The 20,697-nt window shown below is 59.5% G+C and carries 19 protein-coding genes and 1 pseudogene; 8 read left to right on the top strand and 12 right to left on the bottom strand.

Going from position 1 to position 20,697, the window contains the following annotated elements:
* Positions 1-554: 554 nt before the first annotated feature.
* Positions 555-2,126 (bottom strand): murein biosynthesis integral membrane protein MurJ, encoded by a 1,572-nt coding sequence (gene murJ / locus A6A03_RS13560; RefSeq protein ID WP_066789356.1) that lies wholly within the window; start codon positions 2,124-2,126, stop codon positions 555-557.
* Between the two features lie 102 nt (positions 2,127-2,228).
* Here murJ and rpsT point away from each other — a divergent pair, with 102 nt between their 5' ends.
* Positions 2,229-2,513, top strand: coding sequence for a 30S ribosomal protein S20 (gene rpsT, locus A6A03_RS13555; protein WP_066789354.1), 285 nt, complete (start codon positions 2,229-2,231; stop codon positions 2,511-2,513).
* Between the two features lie 66 nt (positions 2,514-2,579).
* Here rpsT and holA read toward each other — a convergent pair whose 3' ends face one another.
* Genes holA through A6A03_RS13540 form a run of 3 tightly spaced genes read right to left on the bottom strand, consistent with a single transcriptional unit; the run spans position 2,580 to position 6,157 of the window.
* Positions 2,580-3,539, bottom strand: a complete 960-nt coding sequence (gene holA / locus A6A03_RS13550; RefSeq protein WP_066789351.1) for a DNA polymerase III subunit delta — start codon at positions 3,537-3,539, stop codon at positions 2,580-2,582.
* A complete protein-coding gene (locus tag A6A03_RS13545) occupies positions 3,511-4,653 on the bottom strand; it encodes a hypothetical protein (protein WP_066789335.1) in 1,143 nt (380 codons plus the stop codon). The genes holA and A6A03_RS13545 overlap by 29 nt, the downstream gene beginning before the upstream one ends.
* Before the next feature lie 16 nt (positions 4,654-4,669).
* Entirely contained in the window at positions 4,670-6,157 is a 1,488-nt protein-coding gene (locus A6A03_RS13540; protein ID WP_066789331.1) for an NEW3 domain-containing protein, read from the bottom strand.
* A gap of 371 nt (positions 6,158-6,528) precedes the next feature.
* Here A6A03_RS13540 and A6A03_RS13535 point away from each other — a divergent pair, with 371 nt between their 5' ends.
* From A6A03_RS13535 to A6A03_RS13505, 7 genes and pseudogenes are all read left to right on the top strand, one after another.
* On the top strand, positions 6,529-6,858 hold the full coding sequence (locus tag A6A03_RS13535; RefSeq protein WP_066789328.1) for a DUF4342 domain-containing protein: 330 nt from the start codon (positions 6,529-6,531) through the stop codon (positions 6,856-6,858).
* A gap of 184 nt (positions 6,859-7,042) precedes the next feature.
* Positions 7,043-7,663 (top strand): hypothetical protein, encoded by a 621-nt coding sequence (locus A6A03_RS13530; protein WP_066789327.1) that lies wholly within the window; start codon positions 7,043-7,045, stop codon positions 7,661-7,663.
* A 7-nt stretch (positions 7,664-7,670) separates the two neighbouring features.
* Positions 7,671-9,072 (top strand): annotated as a pseudogene (miaB, locus tag A6A03_RS13525) (tRNA (N6-isopentenyl adenosine(37)-C2)-methylthiotransferase MiaB).
* A 4-nt stretch (positions 9,073-9,076) separates the two neighbouring features.
* Entirely contained in the window at positions 9,077-9,898 is an 822-nt protein-coding gene (locus A6A03_RS13520; RefSeq protein ID WP_066789324.1) for a tetratricopeptide repeat protein, read from the top strand.
* 161 nt (positions 9,899-10,059) lie between these two features.
* Positions 10,060-11,436: an AAA family ATPase gene (locus A6A03_RS13515; RefSeq protein ID WP_066789321.1), complete on the top strand. Its 1,377-nt coding sequence runs from the start codon at positions 10,060-10,062 to the stop codon at positions 11,434-11,436.
* A gap of 15 nt (positions 11,437-11,451) precedes the next feature.
* Complete coding sequence (locus A6A03_RS13510) at positions 11,452-12,918, top strand: TadA family conjugal transfer-associated ATPase (RefSeq protein ID WP_066789318.1); 1,467 nt, start codon at positions 11,452-11,454, stop codon at positions 12,916-12,918.
* Between the two features lie 115 nt (positions 12,919-13,033).
* Entirely contained in the window at positions 13,034-14,524 is a 1,491-nt protein-coding gene (locus A6A03_RS13505; protein WP_066789316.1) for a phytoene desaturase family protein, read from the top strand.
* Between the two features lie 694 nt (positions 14,525-15,218).
* Here A6A03_RS13505 and A6A03_RS13500 read toward each other — a convergent pair.
* The 8 genes from A6A03_RS13500 to coaD form a co-directional block, all read right to left on the bottom strand.
* Entirely contained in the window at positions 15,219-16,001 is a 783-nt protein-coding gene (locus tag A6A03_RS13500; RefSeq protein ID WP_245668984.1) for a 3-oxoacyl-ACP reductase family protein, read from the bottom strand.
* 15 nt (positions 16,002-16,016) lie between these two features.
* The gene (locus A6A03_RS13495; RefSeq protein WP_066789309.1) at positions 16,017-16,763 is read right to left on the bottom strand and encodes a 3-oxoacyl-ACP reductase family protein; all 747 of its coding nucleotides are present in this window, start codon (positions 16,761-16,763) and stop codon (positions 16,017-16,019) included.
* A gap of 8 nt (positions 16,764-16,771) precedes the next feature.
* Complete coding sequence (gene fabD / locus A6A03_RS13490; RefSeq protein WP_066789306.1) at positions 16,772-17,731, bottom strand: ACP S-malonyltransferase; 960 nt, start codon at positions 17,729-17,731, stop codon at positions 16,772-16,774.
* Between the two features lie 130 nt (positions 17,732-17,861).
* Entirely contained in the window at positions 17,862-18,866 is a 1,005-nt protein-coding gene (locus A6A03_RS13485; RefSeq protein ID WP_066789304.1) for a beta-ketoacyl-ACP synthase III, read from the bottom strand.
* A 108-nt stretch (positions 18,867-18,974) separates the two neighbouring features.
* On the bottom strand, positions 18,975-19,160 hold the full coding sequence (gene rpmF / locus A6A03_RS20025) for a 50S ribosomal protein L32 (protein ID WP_076798259.1): 186 nt from the start codon (positions 19,158-19,160) through the stop codon (positions 18,975-18,977).
* A 13-nt stretch (positions 19,161-19,173) separates the two neighbouring features.
* A complete protein-coding gene (locus A6A03_RS13480) occupies positions 19,174-19,707 on the bottom strand; it encodes a YceD family protein (protein ID WP_066789302.1) in 534 nt (177 codons plus the stop codon).
* A 70-nt stretch (positions 19,708-19,777) separates the two neighbouring features.
* Positions 19,778-20,212: an SPFH domain-containing protein gene (locus A6A03_RS13475; RefSeq protein ID WP_066789300.1), complete on the bottom strand. Its 435-nt coding sequence runs from the start codon at positions 20,210-20,212 to the stop codon at positions 19,778-19,780.
* Positions 20,209-20,694, bottom strand: coding sequence for a pantetheine-phosphate adenylyltransferase (gene coaD / locus A6A03_RS13470; RefSeq protein ID WP_066789298.1), 486 nt, complete (start codon positions 20,692-20,694; stop codon positions 20,209-20,211). Before coaD ends, A6A03_RS13475 begins: the two co-directional genes overlap by 4 nt.
* Between the last annotated feature and the right edge of the window lie 3 nt (positions 20,695-20,697).

The following is a 20,697-nucleotide window of genomic DNA, read 5'->3' as shown; positions in this document are numbered from 1 at the left end:
CGCTTGCGGCAGGGGCAGCGACGGAGCGCGGGCGGCTCGCTTGCGGCAGGGGCAGCGACGGAGCGCGGGCGGCTCGCCCGCGGCAGGGGTAGCGACGGAGCGCGGGCGGCTCGCCCGCCAATGGGGAGAGACGGACAGAACATAGAACTGTCGATCGCTGTGCAATGCCGTAAAGCCTCGTGCTGCGCTCCACATCACCCCTCCCCCAGCGGGGGAGGGGCCGGGGGTGGGGGCATTTTGTCACTGGATTCCGCCCGTCCTTGCACCTCCCCTTCCCAACCCGCTGTGACCCTGCGCGCCCTGCGCGTCTTGGCGTCTACCGTCGCTGCGCCTTGGCTTGCGTTGCGTCTGTACGGCATCGCCCCCGCTTGCCGGCTGTGGAGTGCGGCAGTCAAACTGCCGCACTCCATATCTATCCGCCCCTCTCCCGCGCCAGCGGGAGAGGGGCTGGGGGTGAGGGCAAAACAGCGTATCGCAACGCCATGAACCATATCTACGCTTGTGCGTTCTGTCCGCCCTTGAACCTTCAGGGGCGGGCCACAGGCTTCTTATGGTCAGGCCAGCGGGCGACGGCGATCCGGCAGGATGGTTAACGCAGCGTAGATCGCTACCCCAACGCTGCCCGTCACGGCCAAGCCAACCAATAATCCGGCCAGATCGTCCGGCCAGCGATAACCAGCCGCCGGCGTGCCGCCGGGGATCAGCTCCCGCGCGTACCACCACAGCACCCCAACCGCTATACTCGCGCCGAGCGCAATGAGTAAGCGCCGCCACAGCGCCGGCGCTCGCCAGAGGCCCGGTATCGTGCGCCCAAGCACGATCGCCAACGCCAGCGCTTCGAGCGAGTTGGCAATGCTGAATGCAATCGCCAGCCCACTTACATCTACCCCTGCCACCAGCAGCGTCGCGCCTAACCCAATATTGAGCGCCACTTGCCCGATCCCGATCAGCACCGGCGGCCATGTGCGCTGCATCGCGTAAAAGGCGCGGATCATGATTTCTGAGGCGGCAAAGGCCGGCAAGGCGAACGCATAACCGGTTAAGGCGCCGGCAGTGTAGCTCAGCGAGAGGCTATCAAACGCGCCTCGTTCAAACAAGACGCGCGCCAGCGCCGGCCCCAAGGTGAGCAGGCCGGCGGTCGCCGGCAAGGTCAACCAGAGGATGCGCCCCAGCGTTGTCCGCACGTCATCGCTCAGCTCGGCTAGCCGTCCCTCGGCCACCAGCCGGGCCAGTCGCGGAAAGGCGACTGTGCTTAAGCTTAGCGCAAAGACGCCGTACGGCAAGAGCATCAACTGGTATGCCCAGCGCAACCCGGCGAGCTTGGCATCACCGTCGGGTAGGCGGGCGGCTAAGGCCAGCGTCGCCACGATGCTGAGGTGGGCCGCCGCTTGCCCGATCACGCGCGGCCCCATCGCTTGCGCGACCTTGCCTAGTTCGGGTAGATGCCGGCCTAACTGCGGTCGCAGGTGCATGCCGAGGGCGAACAGCGCTGGCAACTGGATCAGCAGGTAGCCGAGCGCGCCGATCACTACCCCCCATGCCATGCCCCAAATGCCCAGCCACGGCGCCAGCAGTGCGCCGCCAGTGATGCCGAGGTTGTAGATGCTGGGAGCTAAGGCAGGCATCGTAAACCGATCACGCGCGTTGAGCGCCGCCATTGCTAATCCTCCCAGCCCCAGCAGCAATGGCGAGAGCAAGAACAGCCGGGTCAAGGCTACAATCAGCTCAAGCGTTTCCGCCGTAAATCCTTGCCCGCCATACAAGAGCGGCGCCAGCCACGGCGCCGCCACAAACAACCCGGCGCTCGCGAGGGCGAGGATCATCAGCGCCCACGTCACCACCGCACTGGCCAGTTCCCACGCTCGCGCTGGCCGTTCTCGCTCCCACACCTCGATAAAGACCGGAATGAAGCTGCTGCCCAGCGCCCCGCCGATGATCACGAGGTAGAGCAGATCAACCGTGCTGATCGCAGCGCCATACGCTGCCATCTCAGCCGAGGTGCCGAAATAGTACGAAGCGACAATATCACGGATCAGACCGGTCAGCCGGCTGACAACAAAGCCGCCCATGACGATTAGGCTGTTGCGCTGGGTGCTCAGACGGCGCAAGACGGCGCTCAGTTGCACGGTTGGCGTTCCTATGCTATACTTCAGAGCTAGCGCGGCGAGCGAGCGCTCGCCGTTTCACGTGTCACAATAACGCGCCAATTATATCCGAGGAGTTTGACCTTGGCGAACACAAAATCGGCAAAGAAGCGCATTCGGAGCGATGCGCGCAAGCACTTGCGCAACCAGTCGTACCGCTCGCGGGTGAAGACGATGATCAAGAAGGCTGAGCTGGCCTTGGCTAGCGGCGTGGTCGATGAGGCTGCGTTGCGCCTTGCCTACAGCACGCTTGATAAGGCCGCCGTGAAGGGGATTATTCACAAGAACAACGCCGCTCGCCGGAAGTCGCGCTTGGCTCAGAAGGCCAAGAAGGTGGCGCTGGCCGCGCAGGCCGGTTCCGCGGCATAAGCAGGCGCCATAGCATGGGCAAAAGGTACGGGCGGGTTACAAACCCGCCCGTACCTTTTCATAGCCCTATCCTCGCTGCGCTTGGCACATCTCGACCACAAATAGCTCGAGCGCCGTTTCCGCCTGCATTTTTCCCGTCTTAATCGCATGGTCGAGTTCGAGCAGCCGGTCGTGGGCTGTGACCAATTCGGCAGCCGTAAAATTGCGCGCCTGCTCGGTGGCTTTCCGGGCGACAAACGGTTTCAAGCCCAGCTCGCTGGCAATGTCGTCAGGCCGGCGGCGCTGCGCGACCAGTTGCCTCACGTGCAAGAGGATCCGGATCTGGCGCGCCAGCATAAACAACACATACGGCGGCGCTTGGCCGTCTTCGATCAGTGCCCGCGCGCCGCGCAACGCCGCACCTAGCCGGCGCGTGCTCAGGTCATCGATGAAGGTAAACAGGTTCTGCTCTTGTTGGTCGGTGACGAGCCGGTCAACCGCCGCTTGATCGATCGTGCCGCCCCTCCCCACATACGTGGCTAGTTTGGCCAGTTCATTTGCGAGCGCGCGGCTGTCATTGCCGGCTAAATCAACCAACCGCTGCGCGGCGGCAGGCTCGATCGTCGCTTGCAGCGATTTCGCCCGCCGTTCGATCCAGCGCAGCAACTCTGGCCCGCTGAGCAGCGGAAATTCGCGCACCGCACCGCGTTTGCTCAAGGCGGTAAAGAGTAGGTGTCGCCGGTCAACCTCATCTTGTTCCACAAACACGAGATCGCATGTCGCCGGCACCCGTTCGCAATAGTCACGCAGCTCTTCCCGCGCTTTGCCGGCTTTGCTATGCTTGAGCGCATCGTACACGATCACCAACCGCCGATCAGCCAGAAATGGGTGCGCTTCACAGGCGGCGACTAATTGCTCGATGGTGAGTTTGCGTCCATCAAGCACACTGATATTCAGATCGGCCACCTCTGCCGGCAAGCTGGCCCGCAATTCAGCGACCGCTTCGCTGCGGGCCAACTCATTTGGCCCGTAGAATAGGTAAATCATCGTTCGTCTTAGTATCTAGGGTGCAAGCAATGGCTGCAATCAAGCGGGCAGCCCGTTCGGCTAACAAAGGGTTGAAGGTGTTCTCACCGTTCGCTATCGCGCGAATACTCAAGGTGCGAAATCCGCGTTGCCGCAATGGTGAGAGCAGTTCGTCACGCGCCGCTTGGGTGTGCGGTTCCAGATCAATCACCGGTTCGGCGCGATCGGCGTCCATCGCCAGCCGGTACAGGAGCGGATCGGCTGGCTCGTGCCGGAAGACGCCGCTACGGCTGATAATGGCTAATTGCCCGCACGCGAGCGGCCCCAAACCGATGATGAGCGTATTGGCTGGCTCGAAGGGGTAGCGCTCGATCAAGGCTTTGAGACCGTTTTGGTCGCAGTAGGCTGCACCCACAGCTCCTGCCCACACCTCCACGTGTTGTAAGCGCGGGATGGTTTGGCCGGCAATGATCAGCGTCGCCAAGGCCGCGATCCCGCCATCAGGCTGCATAAGCGGTAGCTGGCGGCGCGTGGCCCAGAGGAACAACAATGCACCGGCGAAAGCGCCGATGGCCAATGTCCAGCGCAGCGTTGATGCAGCGGTGTTGGCGGCGACTGCCAGCGGCAGGCTGCTGAGTGCTAGCCGGGCCAGCAATCCCTCATAGGTCGGCGCAATCAAGCGCGCAAGGCCGCGCCAAACCGGCGGCGTATCCAGCGGCGCGAGCAATACCAACCGCCAGCGTGGCTGAGGCGGGGTTTGCGTGTCAGCTACCTCGATCGGACGCACCGCAATGATATTTTGGCTCATCCCCGCTTGGCGGAGCGGGGGCAATGGCGCATACATCCCATCAATCAGCAACAGTGCCATCAGCCAGAGGCCAAACGCTATGCCTACGACTGGCTGCCAAGCTGCCAACCCGATCGCCGCCATCAACCCAATCGCCGCTGGTGCGAGCCGTGCGCCCGGATGCGCGGTAGCGGGCAAGGAATGGGTGGCGACACTGAAGCCCGCCTGTCGCAGGCGGGCATTGATCTGCGCGGCTGCCATCGCTTCTGCCGCCGAAGTTGCTGGCCGGGGGCCGAGCTGGGCGGTGAGTTCGGTTATCACCTCGCTGTCTAAGGTACGAACCGGCATCAACACCTCTGTCCGTCTATGGCGTTGGTGTTAGTGTGGGCGTTGGTGTTAATGTTGGTGTCAGTGTCGGATCCGTCACGATCGGCGCTTTGATCGGTGTTGACGTTGCCGGTGGTGTGGCGGGATTTTGCGGCAAGCCGGGTAGTGGTGCATCTGGTCGTCGGCAGTCAGTCTGGCCGGGCAAGCAGAGTAACAAGACCAAATCGTAGCGAATGAATTGGTTGCCAATATCACCAACATTCTTGACCTGCGCGAAGTAGAACCCGTCAACTTTAGGCGTAAACTCGATCTGCGAATCAAGCGTATTACCGCCCGGCATGTCATCATTGATGTCGAGGATGCTGACGCCATCGCGATCGGCTAGCACCAACACCGTATCTGCGCCGGCCAACGTATTGCCGTTGACGGTATTCGCGCCGCTGTAGCGCCGGGTATCAGTATAAATGACATAGCGTTTGCCGGCTTTGGCAAAGAACGTCACCCAGTCGGCGTCGCCGGTTGGGCAGAGACGCCGGTTCTCTTGCACCTCGTTCGAGGTGATCAGCCGCGCTTGCTCAGGCAAGCCATCCGGTTCAAAGATATCAAGACAGACCGACTCGACCGGCGCCGGCGTGGGGCCATAGCTTTCATCGAGCAATGCGATCACGTAGGAATAATCCGTCCCGCCGCGTCCGGCGTTGTCACGTACCCTAATGTAATAGATGCCGTCAGCCGGAATACGCACGGTAATGCGCGGACGGATGTCGCCGGGGTTGGGATTGGCCGGATCGCGATTGAAGAAATCGTCGTTGAACGCCACCCGGTTGAGATTGCTATCGAGCAATTCCAATGACAGGTCAATGCCCGGTTTCATCACCGGTACATCAATGGTGTAAACTTTACCCTCTACCCCGCCAAAATAGAGCCAATCCTCATCACCGGTCGGGCAGATGACGTGCTCTTGCGGAATCTGCACATCAATCCGTCTTGCCTGTGCCGGGAAATTGTCTGGTTCAAAACCATCGAAACAAAGGGGTGTTGGTGTTGTTGTTGGTATAGCAGTAGGAGTTGGTGTAGGCGTATTAGTAGGAATAATGACATTCACCGTAATGGGAAGCGTTACCGGATTGGTTGGCGCGCTGGCGCGCACAGCATTGATATTAATGAGATAAGTTCCCGCAGTTGCCGTCGTGGGAATGCTATATAAAAACGTGAATGTCTGTGAAGCATTTGTATTGAGCGTGACTGATGCGGTGGGATTGATGCTGATGGCTGGCCAGCCACTTGGCGGGATCGCCGAAATATTAAATGTTTCAGCCGGCCCCTGATTCTGTAAGGTTGCAGTAACCTGTATGAGGTTTTGGCCGGGTTGGCCTGAAGATGTTATGGCGATCGGGCTCCAACTGAAATTGACCTGTGCTACCGGCGCAGCCGCAACTGAAAACTGCTGAAGGGCAAGGAGCACCATGAGCAGGGTTGAAACGAGCGCAACAGTAATGTTTCGGGTGCGAACAGAGGGTTTCATGCTGCTTGCCGGCTCCTCTGCTTACAAGGCGACGAATCCACGCTCATTATAAGCTGTCGCTACCCTGAGTGTCAAACGTTTTGCGCGCTGAGGCGCATCAGGATGAGAATGGCTGCGTGTTTCGATGCTAACCTGTGATTATGAGCAGCTGGCCATCGGTAAGATGTGGTATTGTTTAGCCTAAAACGATATATGAGCTAACAATCTGATAGCATTCATAGAAGTTATACTAAAAATATCGAAATTTGATGATTAAAATGTCTGTACCGTCGGTGAAGAGTTCATTTCACGCAAAGCGCCAGCCTGCAATTACACTGTACCATAGCGGAGTATATTTCAGACAGAGCGCCAGCACGGCGCAGGAGGGGACCATGGACATCGCGATTGAGCTCGTTCATGGCTGGCGCTTGCTCGCTCGCGTGCGCGAGCTGATTGATGAGCCGGGCGTGCAGCGGTTAATCATTCGGAATGAAGACGGTGAGGACCTGATCGAAATTGGGGTTCCCGCTATGCTGGCTGGCGTGACCACTCGCCCAGTGTTGGCTGCCGTCAAGGCGATTGCCGACGAGATGCCACGAGTGACGATTGAGATTGTGCGTGGGGTGATGCTGGAGCGCGCAGTTGGCGAGCCGGAGCCCGAGACCGATGAGGAGTTTGATCGCGCGATCGATGTGGTTGAGCCGGTGTTTGAGCGGTATTAGCCTATTGAGCCGCTTGTCCTAAGATGTGTCCTCGCCAAGCGATACGGAGCGAGTCGCTCGCTCCGTGTCGCTTGGCGCTTTTGTTTGCTTTCCCTCGCCTTGATCCTTCCTGAGCCGTAGGCATGCGTTTGCATAAATATGGTATACTTTATAGCGCGTTTTGCGCTCAGTGAGGAGAAACCCTATGTCTGCTCATGCTCCCGCCGAACTCGATCTGGCGGTTGCGTCGTTAATTATGGTGCGGCCCGATGAGGATCGCGCCGAGTACGAAGAACAGTACGAGAGTGTTGCTGCCGTGCAGGATCAACTGCGCGAGTATGGTATTGATATCGATTTGCTCAGCCAACCCGGCGTCGAGGTGTGGGAAGGCTCGATCGAGACGATGGGTGCGCTCTACCAGTTGGCCCGCATGGCGGCCCATCTTGAGCGGGGCAACGATTTGGCCCCGATTATCGCCGATGGCCCCGTCCTCGAAGAGGATCTTGATCGCGCCGTGACCGATGTCTGGGACGAGTTGGTTCCCAGCCGGTACCGCCATCTGATCAACTTGCAGGGGATCAATAGCTATTACCTGCCGGTTGATTTCACTGATCCGATCTATCTGCCGTTTGAAGATGATGAGGGCGAAGAAGATCAAGCCTTCTTCGGCTCGTCGGTGCAGTTGCTGCGCGAGTTGTCTGAGTTGGCGCCGCAGTTGATCAAAGCCGGTGTCTCGCCGCGCTCCGATGCCTTCCGCTGCCTTGAGTCGCTCCGCGAAGCGGCGCGCCAGAGCGTGGAGTGCGGTTTGCCGGTTATCGTCTGGTAAAGGTTCCATGCAGGATGTGATCTTTTTCGATCAGCGCCCCCGTCCCGATCGTGATCAGACGCCGCGCGAGCGGCGCTATTACGTCTGGACGGTTGGGTGCCAGATGAATATCTCTGACTCCGAACGGTTGGAAGCTGCCTTGCAAGGGGTGGGCTATAGCCCGGCTGCCCGTCCCGAAGAGGCGAGCTTTATTGTGCTCAATTCGTGCAGCGTGCGCGCGTCTGCCGAAGAGCGGATTCTGGGCAAGCTCGGTGAGCTGGTGCGGGTGAAACGGGCCCATCCCGATACCAAGGTGGTGCTCTGGGGCTGTATGGTCGGCCCCAATAACCGCTCGATCTTTGCCGAGCAGTTGCCGATGGTCGATCATTTCGTCTCGCCTTCCGCCGTCGATGAGGTGGTCGCGCTTGCTCCCAACCCGGTCTATACCCTCGATGAACCGGCCTTACCAGTGCGCGATTGGCGCCATCCGCCGGTCTCGGTGCATGTCCCGATCCAGTATGGCTGCAATATGACCTGCTCGTATTGCGTTATTCCGCTCCGCCGGGGCCGTGAGCGTTCGCGCCCCTTGGCCGAGATTGTCGAGGAAGTGCGCCGGATCGTCGCGCGCGGCGCCAAGGAGATTACCCTCCTTGGCCAGATCGTCGATTCGTGGGGTCACGACCTCCCCGGCCGGCCTGAGCTGGCCGATCTGCTCGAGGCGGTCGATCCCATCCCCGGTTTGCTCCGGCTCCGTTTCCTTACCTCGCATCCGGCGTGGATGACCGATCGCTTGATCGAAACTGTCGCTCGCTTGCCGCGCTGCCAGCCTGAAATCAATCTGCCGGTGCAGGCCGGCTCCGACCGCGTGCTGAAGCTGATGCGGCGCGGTTATACCGTTGCACGCTATAAGGCGTTGATTGCCAAGATCCGCGCTGCGATCCCCCATATTTCGCTGACGACCGATATTATCGTTGGCCATCCCGGCGAGACCGAAGACGATTTTCGCCAAACCATGGAACTCTGCGCCGAGATTGGTTTTGATAAGGTGCATATTGCCGCCTTCTCGGCTCGCCCCGGCACCCGCGCTGCCGAACAAGAGCAGGATCCGGCGCTCGCTGTGCCGCCAGAGGTGAAGGAAGAACGCCGCCGCCGGCTTGAGCAGTTGCAAGAACAGATTGCCACCGAACGGATGGCTCGCTTCCTCGGCCAGACGGTTGAGGTCTTGGTCGAAGGCGAGAGCAAAGGCAAGTGGCGTGGCCGCACTCCCGGCAACCGGCTGGTCTTCTTTAGCCATCCTGCCGATCTGACCGGCCAATTGGTGCCGGTGCGTATTACCGTGACTAGTCCATGGTCGTTGCAGGGTGTCCCGCAACTTGATCAATAGGTTCAGTGCCCAACCCAAGGAGAACGACCTTGTCAAAGCAAGATGAAAAGATGCGGATTCGCCGCCGCCTGCAAGAAAAGGCGATTGAATTGGCTGCCTTGAATCGCTGGCAAGAGGCGGTTGAGTTGAACCAGCAGTTGTTGCGCGTGAGCGAGGATGCCGAGACGTATAATCGGTTGGGAAAGGCGCTGTTTGAGCTGGGCAAGTATACCGAGAGCCACCGCGCTTATCAGAATGCCCTGCGTCTGAATGCCTCCAATCCGATCGCGCGCAAGAATGTCGCTCGCCTCGAGGCGTTGCTGGCGCGTGGTATCACTGAAGCGCCGGTGACCCGCTCGACCCGCCAGCAGATCGATATGCGCATGTTTATTACCGAAACCGGTCGCACGGCCCTGACCTCGCTGGTTGATGTGCAGCGCGGCCCCGCCGTCGATGCCCTCATTACTGGCGAAAAGGTGGAATTGCGCGTTGAGGGCAAGATGGTCTATGTCGTCGATCTGGATGGCAATTTGATTGGCCGGATCGAGCCGAAACTTAGCCATCGCCTCGTCGAGCTGATGAATGGCGGCAATCGCTATCTCGCTGCGGTGGTGCAGTCTGATTCGCGCAATGTGCGAATTCTGATCCGTGAAATCTATCAAGACCCCAGCCAGCGTGGGCGCGTCTCCTTCCCCGGTAAGCTCGGTGAAGGCGCTACCGTCCTCTCCTCGCTCCGCTTCGATGAGTATGAGGATGTGCTCGACGAAGAAGAGTTGGTTGAAGAGACCGAAACGCTTGATGAGGACTTTATCGGCGGCGATGAAGACGAAGAGATTGGTCTCGATGAGATCGATCAAGATATCGCCGACGAAGATGATCATCTGGAAGAGTGACCTCTGCGCCGGCGTCAGGCTCTGTGCTGACGCCGGCTTCCCCTTGCGTTCCGTCCTGTGGATCGCTATACTACCTCTAGCAGGCGTGCGTCTCGCCGGTATGCGTTGGGAGATCGCCGCCGCGCCCCGCTTTTCCGGCGCTATGGCAGAAAGGGTAGGTTATGAGCTTCCGTCTGCACGAAGTGAATCCGGCGGCCACTCCAGCAAGCGCTCCTTCGCAACGGATGCCTGAGATACCGCCACAGCCGGCCACCATCGCTGAGACGGGTCTGTCGCTGGGTTTTCTGACCGATCACGTGTTGAAGGTGATCTATTTTTCCGGCGCTATCACTGGCCAGAAGCTCGAAGAGACGATTAAGCTGCCCTTTCTCGGCGTGATTGATAAGGTGCTTGAGTTTCTCAAGCTGGAAGAATATGTCGATATTATCGGCGCTGAAGGCGGTTTTAGCGAGCGTTCGTTTCAATATGTCATCACTGGCAAGGGCCGCAATAAGGTTCACGAAGTGATCGATCGGAACCAGTACGCCGGCCCGGCCCCGGTGCCGTTGCAGCAATATGTTGATATTACCCTCCGCCAGAGTATCGGCGAACTGGTGATCGATCAGGCGACGATTCGCAAGGCGTTTAGCCATCTGGTCGTCAGCGAGAAGATGCTCGATAAGATTGGCCCAGCCGCCAATTCCGCCCGCTCGCTCTTCCTGTACGGCCCTCCCGGTAATGGAAAAACTACGATTGCCGAGGGGATCGCAAATCTGCTTGGCGGGTTGGTGATTATTCCCTACGCTGTAGAAATTGACGGCCAGATCATCAAGGTCTTCGACCCACTCAACCATCAGGTCGTGCAGGTCAACGAAGTCGGCCATGCCGAGTTGCCGCCATCACCGTTTGGCGGGCCGGTGGCAGCGCCAGTCACGACCTATCCCGATGCGCGGTGGGTGGTCTGTAAACGACCGCGGGTGATGGTGGGTGGCGAGCTTGAACTCGAACAGCTTGAGCTGATCTTCGACCCGATTTCAAAGGTCTACGAAGCGCCGTTCCAGATGAAGGCCAATGGCGGCCTCTTCTTGATCGATGACTTTGGTCGCCAGAAGTGCCGTCCACAAGATCTGCTCAACCGCTGGATCGTGCCGCTCGAAAAGAAGGTTGACTTCCTTGCCTTGCAAACTGGCAAGAAGATTCAAGTGCCGTTTGATGTGCTGATCGTCTTTTCCACCAATCTCAACCCCAAAGATTTGGTTGACGATGCGTTCTTGCGCCGCATTCGCCATAAGATCGAGGTGCCCAATCCATCGCCAACCGAATTTCGGGCGATCTTCCAGCTCGTGTGCAAACAAAAACGCATCCCGTATAGCGATGATGGTTTGCGCTACCTCATCCAAGAACACTATATGAAAGTTGGGCGCGAGCTGCGCTCTTGCCATCCGCGTGATTTGTGCGATCAGATATTGGATGAATCGAAATACCGTGGTATCCCGCCGGCGATGTCTCGCGAGTTGATCGATCGCGCCTGCGAAGCGTATTTCGTCAAGCTCGGCTAAGGAGGTTGGATCACTATGTCGCTGCTCAAACGTCTTACCGGTAATCCTGCTCAGCCCGAGCCTGCGCCGGCTGTTGCTACCCCTCCCCCACCGGCTCCGGCAGCAACGGTCGCTCCGGCGCCTCCCCCGCCGGCTCCGGCAGCCGCTCCGGCCGCTCCGGCTCGCCCAACGGTGCAAGATGCAACACCGGCGAATGACCAGAAGCGCATGCTTGAGCTGTCGCTCTGGATTGTAGACCGGATTCAGGCTTCGTTAGGCAATCAGACCGAACTGAAACGCTCTCCTGAGACCGAACGGCTGTTGCAAGAGCGTTTTGCTCGCGTTTATCAGCAGGCGAACGTGAATTTGCCTGATCAAGATGTCAAGAAGCTCTTCGCCATGGTGTGCGATGAGCTGTTTGGCTTTGGGCCGCTTCAGCCGTTGCTCGATGATGATAGCATCTCGGAGGTCATGGTCAATGGCCCATACAAAGTCTACATCGAGCAAAAAGGTAAGCTCAAGCTGACCGATGTCCGATTTGCTTCTGATGAGCACGTGATGAAGATCATTGACCGCATTATTCGCCCGTTGGGCCGCCGTATCGACCGCAAGTGGCCGATGGTTGACGCTCGCTTGCCCGACGGTTCGCGTGTTAATGCGATCATTCCGCCTTGCGCGATCGATGGCTCTACGATTACGATCCGCAAGTTTTCTAAGAATAAGCTTAAGGTCGAAGATCTGATTCGCTTCGGTTCAATGACGCCAGAGATGGCCGAGTTCCTGCGGGCCTGCGTTGTCTCGCGTTTGAATATTGTGGTCGCCGGCGGCACCGGCTCTGGTAAGACGACCTTGCTCAACGTGCTCTCGAACTTCATCCCCGAAGATGAGCGGATTGTGACGATTGAAGACAGCGCCGAATTGCAGTTGGCTCAAGATCACGTGGTGCGCCTCGAAGCGAAACCGCCGGAGATTGATGGCTCTGGCCGGGTATCGATTCGCGATCTGGTGATTAACTCGCTGCGTATGCGCCCTGAGCGGATCGTGATCGGCGAGTGTCGTGGCGGTGAGACGCTCGATATGTTGCAGGCGATGAACACTGGTCACGATGGCTCGCTGACCACGCTCCACGCTAATGCGCCGCGCGAGGCGATCGCTCGTATGGAGACGATGGCCTTGATGGCCGGGATGGAGATGCCGCTGAAGGTGATCCGCGAGCAGATCGCGTCGGCAATCGACCTGATTGTGCAGCAGAGCCGCCTCGAAGACGGTTCGCGTAAAGTGGCCTACATTACCGAAGTGCAGGGTATGGAAGGCGATACCGTCGTACTGCAAGATATCTTTAAGCTCGAAATCCTCGGCAAGACTGGCGAGGGTAAATTGATCACCGAATTGCGCCCGACCGGTGTGCGGCCTAAGTTTACCCCTCGCCTCGAACAGCACGGCTTCAAACTGCCACCGAGCATCTTCGGCGCGCAGATTCCGGGCCAGCGGGGCCGGTTTTAGTCGGTGAACGTCACGCAAAGACGCGCAGACGCAGCGGGTTGGCCGGGTGGCTTGCAATCAGCGCCCGGCAATTGCTTGCGTCTTAGCGTCTTTGCGTTGTATTGTGTGTCACGGTATGGCGCGTCCAACCCAACTTCCGATGATCATTGTTGGCGGCGGCTTGGGCGGCTTGGCGGCGGCGATCCGGCTGGCTGCCCAAGGCCGGCGCGTTATCCTTTGTGAAAAGAACGAGCGTGTCGGCGGCAAGCTGAACCTCCATCAGGCCGAGGGGTATACCTTCGATACCGGCCCGTCGTTGTTGACGATGCCGTGGGTGATCCGCGATTTGTTCGCCGCCGCCAACCGCCGGATGGATGACTACCTCTGCCTTGAGCAAGTGGAGCCGACCTGCCGCTATTTCTGGCCCGATGGCGCGCGCTTTGATGCGTGGCAGCGACTGCCCCAGTTGATCCAAGAGATCGAGCGCATTAGCCCGGCTGATGTGCCCAACTTCTTTCGCTTTATGGCCCATACGGCCCGTATCTACGATGCGGTGGCCGGCCCCTTTCTGCTGCGCCCGTTCGATGGTTTGCGTGAATTGATCACGCCAACGATGGCGCGCCATGCTCTGCGCATCGATTCGCTGCGCAGCGTTGATGCGGCGGTGCGCGCGTTCTTCCGCAGCCCCCACCTACGCCAGATCTTTAATCGCTATGCGACCTACAACGGCTCATCGCCGTACCTGTCACCCGCCACGTTTAACCTGATTGCCTATATCGAGCTGGCGGAAGGCGGTTGGTATGTGCGCGGCGGGATGTACCAATTGGCCGTGGCGCTGGTCCGCTTGGCCGCAGAGCTGGGGGTTGATCTGCGCACGAGTGCGCCGGTGGCCGAGATCATGGTTGAGCGCGGCAGCGCGTGCGGGGTGCGGCTGACCGATGGCACAGTCTTGCCGGCTGCGGCGGTGGTGGTGAACGCCGATCCGCAATACGCTTACGAGCGGCTGATCCCCGGCGGCCAGCGCGAAGCGCGCCGCCTTGCCCGGATTGACCCGTCATACAGCGGGGTGGTGCTCTTTCTAGGGGTTGAAGGCGATTTTCCGCAGTTAGCCCACCACAACATCTTCTTTGGCGGCGACTATCCGGCTGAGTTTCAAGCGATCGTGCGCGAGCGCCGTCCGGCGCTTGATCCGACGGTGTATATCGCGGCGACGTGCCGCTCCGACCCTGCGCATGCCCCACCCGGCCACATGAATCTGTTTGTGCTGGTGAATGCGCCGGCTGATGATGGCCGGCTCGATTGGGAAGCCGTGCTGCCGGCCTACCGCGATCACATCATCGCCAAACTTGAGACGATGGGCCTGCGCGGTTTGCGGCATGCCATTCGCTACACCCATCACTGGACGCCGCGCGATCTGGCGCAGCGTTACCATGCCGCTTTTGGCGCTATCTATGGCATCAGCTCCAATTCCCCGTTTGCCGCCTTTGCCCGCCCGCCCCTGCGCGCGCGCCGGGTACGCGGCCTGTATTTCGTCGGTGGCGGCACCCATCCCGGTGGCGGTATCCCGTTAGTCTTGCTGTCGGGGCAAGCAGTAGCAGCCCGGATCGCGGCTGATATGCCGGTGTAAACAAGAAACACTTTACACTTCTGTAGGTGTGTCTGACGAATATTTAATAGCTTTTTAACCCTGCGATGGCTGATAGCACAAAGAATTGTGTTTTATCATCGTTAAGTTACGATTAAGTACTTGATTCTTGGCCTTCAGAGTGCTATGATAAGGCCGTAGCCTCGAGAGAACATCAGAAACCGGAAGGAGGAACCAACCACTTACGTGCAACCGGAAAGCAAGCGCTTCACCTCTAATGTAAAGAGTTATGTGTGGGTAAGTCTGGAGAGATGAAGCGTAAGTTCGGGGAAACGACCACCATCGCAAAAGAAGGTAAGGATGATGGGGTCGGGGAGACGAACAGACAAGCGCCAGATTACTGCTGAGTAATCGGATGCTCTGCGAGCCGTACAGTTGCCTCCCAAACAAACTCACCGCGTTGGGTAAGAAGGAGCTGCTGTCCCACGCTAGATGGTGAGATAATCCAATAGCAAAAGCTAGCCCGGCGCATCATCTGCTGAAGGCGGAGCAGCTAAAGGATCTGTGAGGGTACGGTGGTTTGGAACCTTCTTGCCGCTCTGGTGAACTCTCGAGGCGGTTGGTTTCCGAGAGGGTTTAACGTAGGCGGGTAATTAAGTTGATCCGTTTAGTCGCGATGCGGTAGGCAACTACCGCATCTGCGTTTTTATGCTGGCATCGGGGGAACGCTGTACCCCTACGCCATCGTCCAGCCGCCATCGACGGCCAGCGTCTGTCCGGTGATATACGATGCTGCCGGCGACGCAAGGAAGAGCACGGCGGCGGCGACCTCTTCTGGTTTCCCCAACCGGCGTAACGCGATGATATTCGCGCTCCACTCTTGGATCGGTTTGGGAATGGCCTGTACGAGATCTGTTTCGATCATTCCCGGTGCAACCGCGTTGACGGTGATCTGCCACGGCGCCGCTTCACGGGCTAAAGCGCGTGTCAGCCCGATGATCCCGCCGGCTGCCGCGGCAAAGTCGGCTTGGCCGGGAAAGCCAGAGGATCCGTAGAGTGCCGCCACATTGATGATCCGTCCGTAGCGCTGTTGCATCATCGGGCGCAGTGCAGCGCGGCAGGTGTGATAGACCCCGCTCAGGTTGGTTTGGATCGTTTGGCGCCAACGCTCGCTGCTCATCTCGCTCAGCGGGCCATAATCGGCGATCCCGGCACTGTTGATCAAGATATCAAGCTGGCCCCACCGCTCGAGTGCCGCATTCACCAACGCAGGCCCACTGTCAACTTCGCGGACATCGATCGCCAGTGCTGCGGCGTCGCTGCCAAGCGATTGGGCCACGGCGACAATGCTGGCCGCAGCAGGCTCGTCGTGATGGTATCCTACCAACACCCGCGCGCCATACCGGGCAAGGCCGCGCACAATCGCTTGCCCGATCCCTCCCGACCCGCCGGTAACGATTGCTACTTGTCCGGTGAAGTCGATCATAGTTGCTTCTATCCCGTTCCGTGGTGCAGTCATTGCGGTGCAACAACCTTACGGCATCACCCAACCGCCGTCGATGGTCAAGACATGGCCGGTAATGTACGAGGCGCGTGGCGAGACGAGAAACCGGATGGCGGCAGCGACCTCTTCGGGCCGGCCAAACCGGCCCAACGCGATCGCTTGCAACGCCCATGCTCGTAACGCTTCCGGCACGGTTTCCACCATATCGGTTTCGATATAACCGGGAGCGACGACATTGACGGTAATGCCGTCTCGGGCGACTTCACGGGCGAGCGAGCGGCTCAAGCCGATAATGCCGGCTTTGGCGGCGGCATAATTCGTTTGGCCGACATTGCCGGCCAGCGCCGCCAGCGAACTGACTGACACGATCCGGCCATAGCCGGCGGCGCGCATGATTGGTACCGCAGCGCGGCAACAGAGAAAGACTGAGGTCAGATCGGTTTCAATCACCTGTTGCCATTGCTCAGGGCGCAGGCGGGCCAGTGGCGCATCGGCAGTGATGCCAGCGTTATTTACCAACACGTCGATCCGGCCCCAGCGTTCTAATGCTGCTTGCACCATGCTTGCCACTGCCTGCTCATCGGTAACGTTGGCTTGATAAGCGAACGCATCACCGCCATTGGCGACAATTTCAGCCGCCAAAGCTTCAGCCGCCGAGGCGCTCCGCTGATAGTTGATCAATACGCGCGCCCCGGCAGCAGCCAGCTCAATGGTTGTGGCGCGCCCGATCCCGCGCGCGCCACCGGTAATAATCGCAACCTGCCCCTGCAATTCCATAGCACTCTCTATACCGGTTGCATGGCCGTCAATGCCCGGACATCCTCGAAGGTAGCGACGTTGATCAAGCGTGCTGCAGGCGCAATCCGGCGAATCAAACCGGTCAACACTCTCCCCGGTCCGATCTCGACAAAGGTTTCGACCCCCATCGCCACCATGTGCTGTACCGACGCAATCCAACGTACCGGCGCTACTACTTGCGCAACCATCTCGCGCCGCACATCATCAGCATCGCGGAGCGGTTCCGCCGTGACATTGGCAATCAGCGGAATATCTAGATCGCGGACGGTCGCACTGGCAATTGCCTGTGCCATGCCTTCGGCGGCTTCGACCATCAAGGGGGAATGGAAGGCTGCGCTGACTTTGAGGGGAATCACCCGTTTTGCGCCGCGACTTTTGGCGAGCAGACTGGCATGTTCCACAGCCACCACACTGCCGCTGATCACGAGTTGGTCAGGGGCATTGTAATTGGCGATGACAACGGTGCCGTGCAGTTGGTTGTGGTGTTGCAGCGCCGCACTGACCTCTTGGCAGATCTGTTCGAGGATGCCGGCATCAAGCCCAATGACGGCGGCCATGCTGCCATCGTGCGCGGCGGCCATCAATTCACCCCGGCGGCGCACGAGGCGCAACGCCGTGGTGAAATCCAACGAACCGCCTGCAACCAAGGCCGAATATTCGCCAAGGCTGTGGCCGGCGACCGCAATCGGTGGTTCGAGCCGGTCGCCCAATAGTTCGCGCATCGCGGCTAAGAGGGCCATGCTGGTGGTGAGGAGCGCCGGTTGCGCATTCTCAGTGGCGGTGAGGTCGGTTTCTGGCCCGCTAAAGCACAATTCACTCAACCCGAAATCAAGCGTCTCGTCCGCAGTGGCAAAAATCTGGCGCGCTGCTGCCGATGCCGCGATCAAATCGCGCCCCATGCCAACTACCTGCGATCCCTGACCCGGAAAGACCCATGCAATGCTCATGGTTGGCCCGCCTTCTCCTTCCCTGCCAGCGCCGTGCCCTCCCCCTCGGCTCTTGCGCTAGCGTGACCGCTCATCGTCCGTGTTAGCTCGCTATAGCTTCTGGGCCGCTCATTGCGGCCCAGCAAACCCCTTACTGCGCCGGACGGCCCCAGCGTACCACGCCCGACCCCCACGTTAAGCCGCCGCCAAATGCGGTGACTAAGACATAGTCGCCAGATGTAATCCGGCCCTGTTGGGCTGCTTCGTACAGGGCAATCGGAATAGAAGCCGCCGACGTGTTGCCATACCGGTCGAGATTGATCATCACCCGCTCAGGCGGAATTTCGAGCCGGCGCGCGACCGCATCAATGATCCGCACGTTGGCTTGGTGCGGGATCACCAGCGCAATATCGTCGATCGTCAACCCAGCCGCTTGCACTACCTGCATCGCTGAATCGCTCATCTCACGCACGGCGTGCTTAAAGATTTCACGCCCATTCATGTAGACATATTGCCGGCCTTCAGCCAGCAGCTCGGCAGTGAGCGGCATGCGTGTGCCGCCGGCATCGACCGCCATCAGGTCTTCGAGGTTGCCGTCGGCGCTCAGGTTGGAAGCGATCAGGCCAAACGGCTGATCGGTCGCTTCTAGCACCACTGCACCGGCGCCATCGCCAAACAAGACGCAGGTATTGCGGTCATCCCAATTGATATAGTGGGTAAAGATATCGGCCCCGATCAGCAAGAGGCGGCGGCTCACCCCGCTTTTAATCAGGCTCGTGGCGACGGTCAGCCCGTAGACGAAGCCGCTACAGGCTGCTGCTAGATCAAACGCGGTCGCCCGTGGGATGTTCAGATTCGCTTGCACCGTGCAGGCGGTCGCGGGGAACGGTCGATCAGGGGTGCAGGTAGCGACGATGATTGTATCAATGGTCGCCGCATCGACTCCCGCCATTGCCAGCGCCTCGCGTCCGGCGGCGGTTGCCAAGGTTGATGTGCTCTCACCGGGGCTAGCGACCCGGCGTTCACGGATGCCGGTACGGGTGCGGATCCACTCATCAGAGGTGTCAATCCGTTGTGCCAGCTCATCATTCGTGATCACGCGCGAGGGGACGGCCATACCCCAGCCGATCACTGCCGCGTAACGTTCCCTGCTCACCCTCACGGCCTTTCTATCTACGGTAAAGGGCTGCCAAACCGATCCGATCGGCAGGCAGCCCCTTCATGCCTGTGGACCCTGTACGTGTCACGATCCAAGCGTAACTGACTACTCAGCGTTCACTTTCAGGACCTGCCGGCCCTTGTAGTAACCGCACGACAGGCATGCGCGATGCGCCCGCATCAATTCGCCGCAGCGCGGGCAAGTTACCATGACCGGCGGTGTCAATGCCAGATGCTGCCGCCGGTTGCCGCGCCGGTGGCGCGATACTTTTCGCTTCGGTACTGCACCCATGATTTGTTACTCCTCAGTTTTGGTTCCGTTGTCGCTCCGCCCATTCACGCAGCGCAGCGAAGCGTTCATCGACTGGAGCGTCGTCTTCCTCAATGCCTTCCGACTCAACCGTATAGTTAACCGGTTGGTCGCGGTAAGCCGGCGCGACCGGGTTCATCGGCAAGCTGATCAGCGCGTAGCTACGAATCGCTTCACCCACATCGATATGGTGCAGCTCATCGAGCATAAACGGATCATCTTCCACCGGTTTTGGCAATCGGTGCCCATTCACCACATCGACCACAGCGTAAAACTGATCGCTGAAGTCGAGATCAAGTTCATAATCGAACTGTTCAAGCGAGCGCACGCAGGTGAGGGTGACAACGCCGTGAACAGTCACTTGTGCGTACACACCGGCCGCCGTGCGGGTCAACCGGAGGCGGCCGCTAATATTGCGCAACGTCAAATCGTCATCGAGCCGCAGCGATGGCTCGGTAAACGAAATATCACGTCGCGCCCCCATCTCTTCGCGCAGCAGTTGCGCGAGATTAAACCGTAGAGCTGTCATAACATTCACCAGTGGCGCGCCATTGGCCCCGCCACAAGCGCCAAATTATAGGCGAGAGAGTGGCGGGTTGTCAAGCGCCCGGTTGGCGCTCATCCAGCGCATGCAAGCCATTCCGCACGCTCGTGAGCAACTTGCTCAGCCGCTCATCGAGTTCTTCCAATACTTGCCGGGCGTAGGCGTCAGCGCCGGCGCGCACCTCAGCGGCTTCTTGTTCGGCCTGTTGCAGCAAGCGCGCGCGTTCTGCTTCAACCGCCGCCAACAGACCGCGTTCGCTCAGCACCTCTTGCACGCGGGCTTGCGCAGCAGCGAGCAATTGCTCTTGCTCGGCGATAATCCGGCGGGCGCGCCGGATCTCTTCGGGAATGACCGTGCGCATCTGGTCGATGATCTCGAGCACGCGACCTTCATCAATCAGCGTGCGCCCGCCGCTGAGGGGCAAGCGAACCCCGGCAGCGATCACTTCTTCCAATTCATCAATCAGATCATCCAGCTCGATGGCGATCACCCCCTCTGCGCGAACTTTTCCCGTAAGGCCGCCACAACCACCGGTGGCGCAAATTCGACCGGATCGCGCCCTAGGCTCGCCATTTCACGCACAGCCGTCGAGCTGATGTGCGCGAATGGCCGTCCAGCCATCAGCACCACCACTTCAATCTCGGGATCGATCGTCTGATTGACCTGCGCCATTTGGAACTCGGCCTCAAAATCGCTCCCGGCGCGCAGGCCGCGCACAATGGCGCATGCACCAACCTCACGCGCGAATTCGACCGTGAGGATATGATAGCTCATCGCTTCCACATTGGCGAGGTCGGCAGTTGTCGCTCGTAACAAGTGCAAGCGCTCTTCGGTTGAAAACAGCAACCGCTTTTGTGGTCGATCGAAAACGGCCATGATAACCCGGTCGAAGATGCGCGCAGCGCGGCGGGCGATATCAAGGTGAGCGTAAGTGACCGGATCGAAACTGCCGGGATAGATGGCGATGCGCATGGC

This window comes from Chloroflexus islandicus (assembly GCF_001650695.1).
GTDB classification, from domain to species: Bacteria; Chloroflexota; Chloroflexia; order Chloroflexales; family Chloroflexaceae; genus Chloroflexus; species Chloroflexus islandicus.
This window is presented reverse-complemented; position numbering and strand designations above follow the sequence as displayed.

Coding starts and splice junctions, on each gene's coding strand:
- A6A03_RS13495 (WP_066789309.1), bottom strand. CDS start 16,763: ATGGAATTGCAGGGGCAGGTTGCGATTATTACCGGTGGCGCGCGCGGG.
- A6A03_RS13500 (WP_245668984.1), bottom strand. CDS start 16,001: ATGACTGCACCACGGAACGGGATAGAAGCAACTATGATCGACTTCACC.
- holA (WP_066789351.1), bottom strand. CDS start 3,539: ATGATTTACCTATTCTACGGGCCAAATGAGTTGGCCCGCAGCGAAGCG.
- A6A03_RS13480 (WP_066789302.1), bottom strand. CDS start 19,707: ATGACAGCTCTACGGTTTAATCTCGCGCAACTGCTGCGCGAAGAGATG.
- A6A03_RS13540 (WP_066789331.1), bottom strand. CDS start 6,157: ATGAAACCCTCTGTTCGCACCCGAAACATTACTGTTGCGCTCGTTTCA.
- A6A03_RS13515 (WP_066789321.1), top strand. CDS start 10,060: ATGAGCTTCCGTCTGCACGAAGTGAATCCGGCGGCCACTCCAGCAAGC.
- coaD (WP_066789298.1), bottom strand. CDS start 20,694: ATGCGCATCGCCATCTATCCCGGCAGTTTCGATCCGGTCACTTACGCT.
- A6A03_RS13535 (WP_066789328.1), top strand. CDS start 6,529: ATGGACATCGCGATTGAGCTCGTTCATGGCTGGCGCTTGCTCGCTCGC.
- rpmF (WP_076798259.1), bottom strand. CDS start 19,160: ATGGGTGCAGTACCGAAGCGAAAAGTATCGCGCCACCGGCGCGGCAAC.
- fabD (WP_066789306.1), bottom strand. CDS start 17,731: ATGAGCATTGCATGGGTCTTTCCGGGTCAGGGATCGCAGGTAGTTGGC.
- A6A03_RS13510 (WP_066789318.1), top strand. CDS start 11,452: ATGTCGCTGCTCAAACGTCTTACCGGTAATCCTGCTCAGCCCGAGCCT.
- A6A03_RS13545 (WP_066789335.1), bottom strand. CDS start 4,653: ATGCCGGTTCGTACCTTAGACAGCGAGGTGATAACCGAACTCACCGCC.
- A6A03_RS13520 (WP_066789324.1), top strand. CDS start 9,077: ATGCGGATTCGCCGCCGCCTGCAAGAAAAGGCGATTGAATTGGCTGCC.
- A6A03_RS13530 (WP_066789327.1), top strand. CDS start 7,043: ATGTCTGCTCATGCTCCCGCCGAACTCGATCTGGCGGTTGCGTCGTTA.
- A6A03_RS13505 (WP_066789316.1), top strand. CDS start 13,034: ATGGCGCGTCCAACCCAACTTCCGATGATCATTGTTGGCGGCGGCTTG.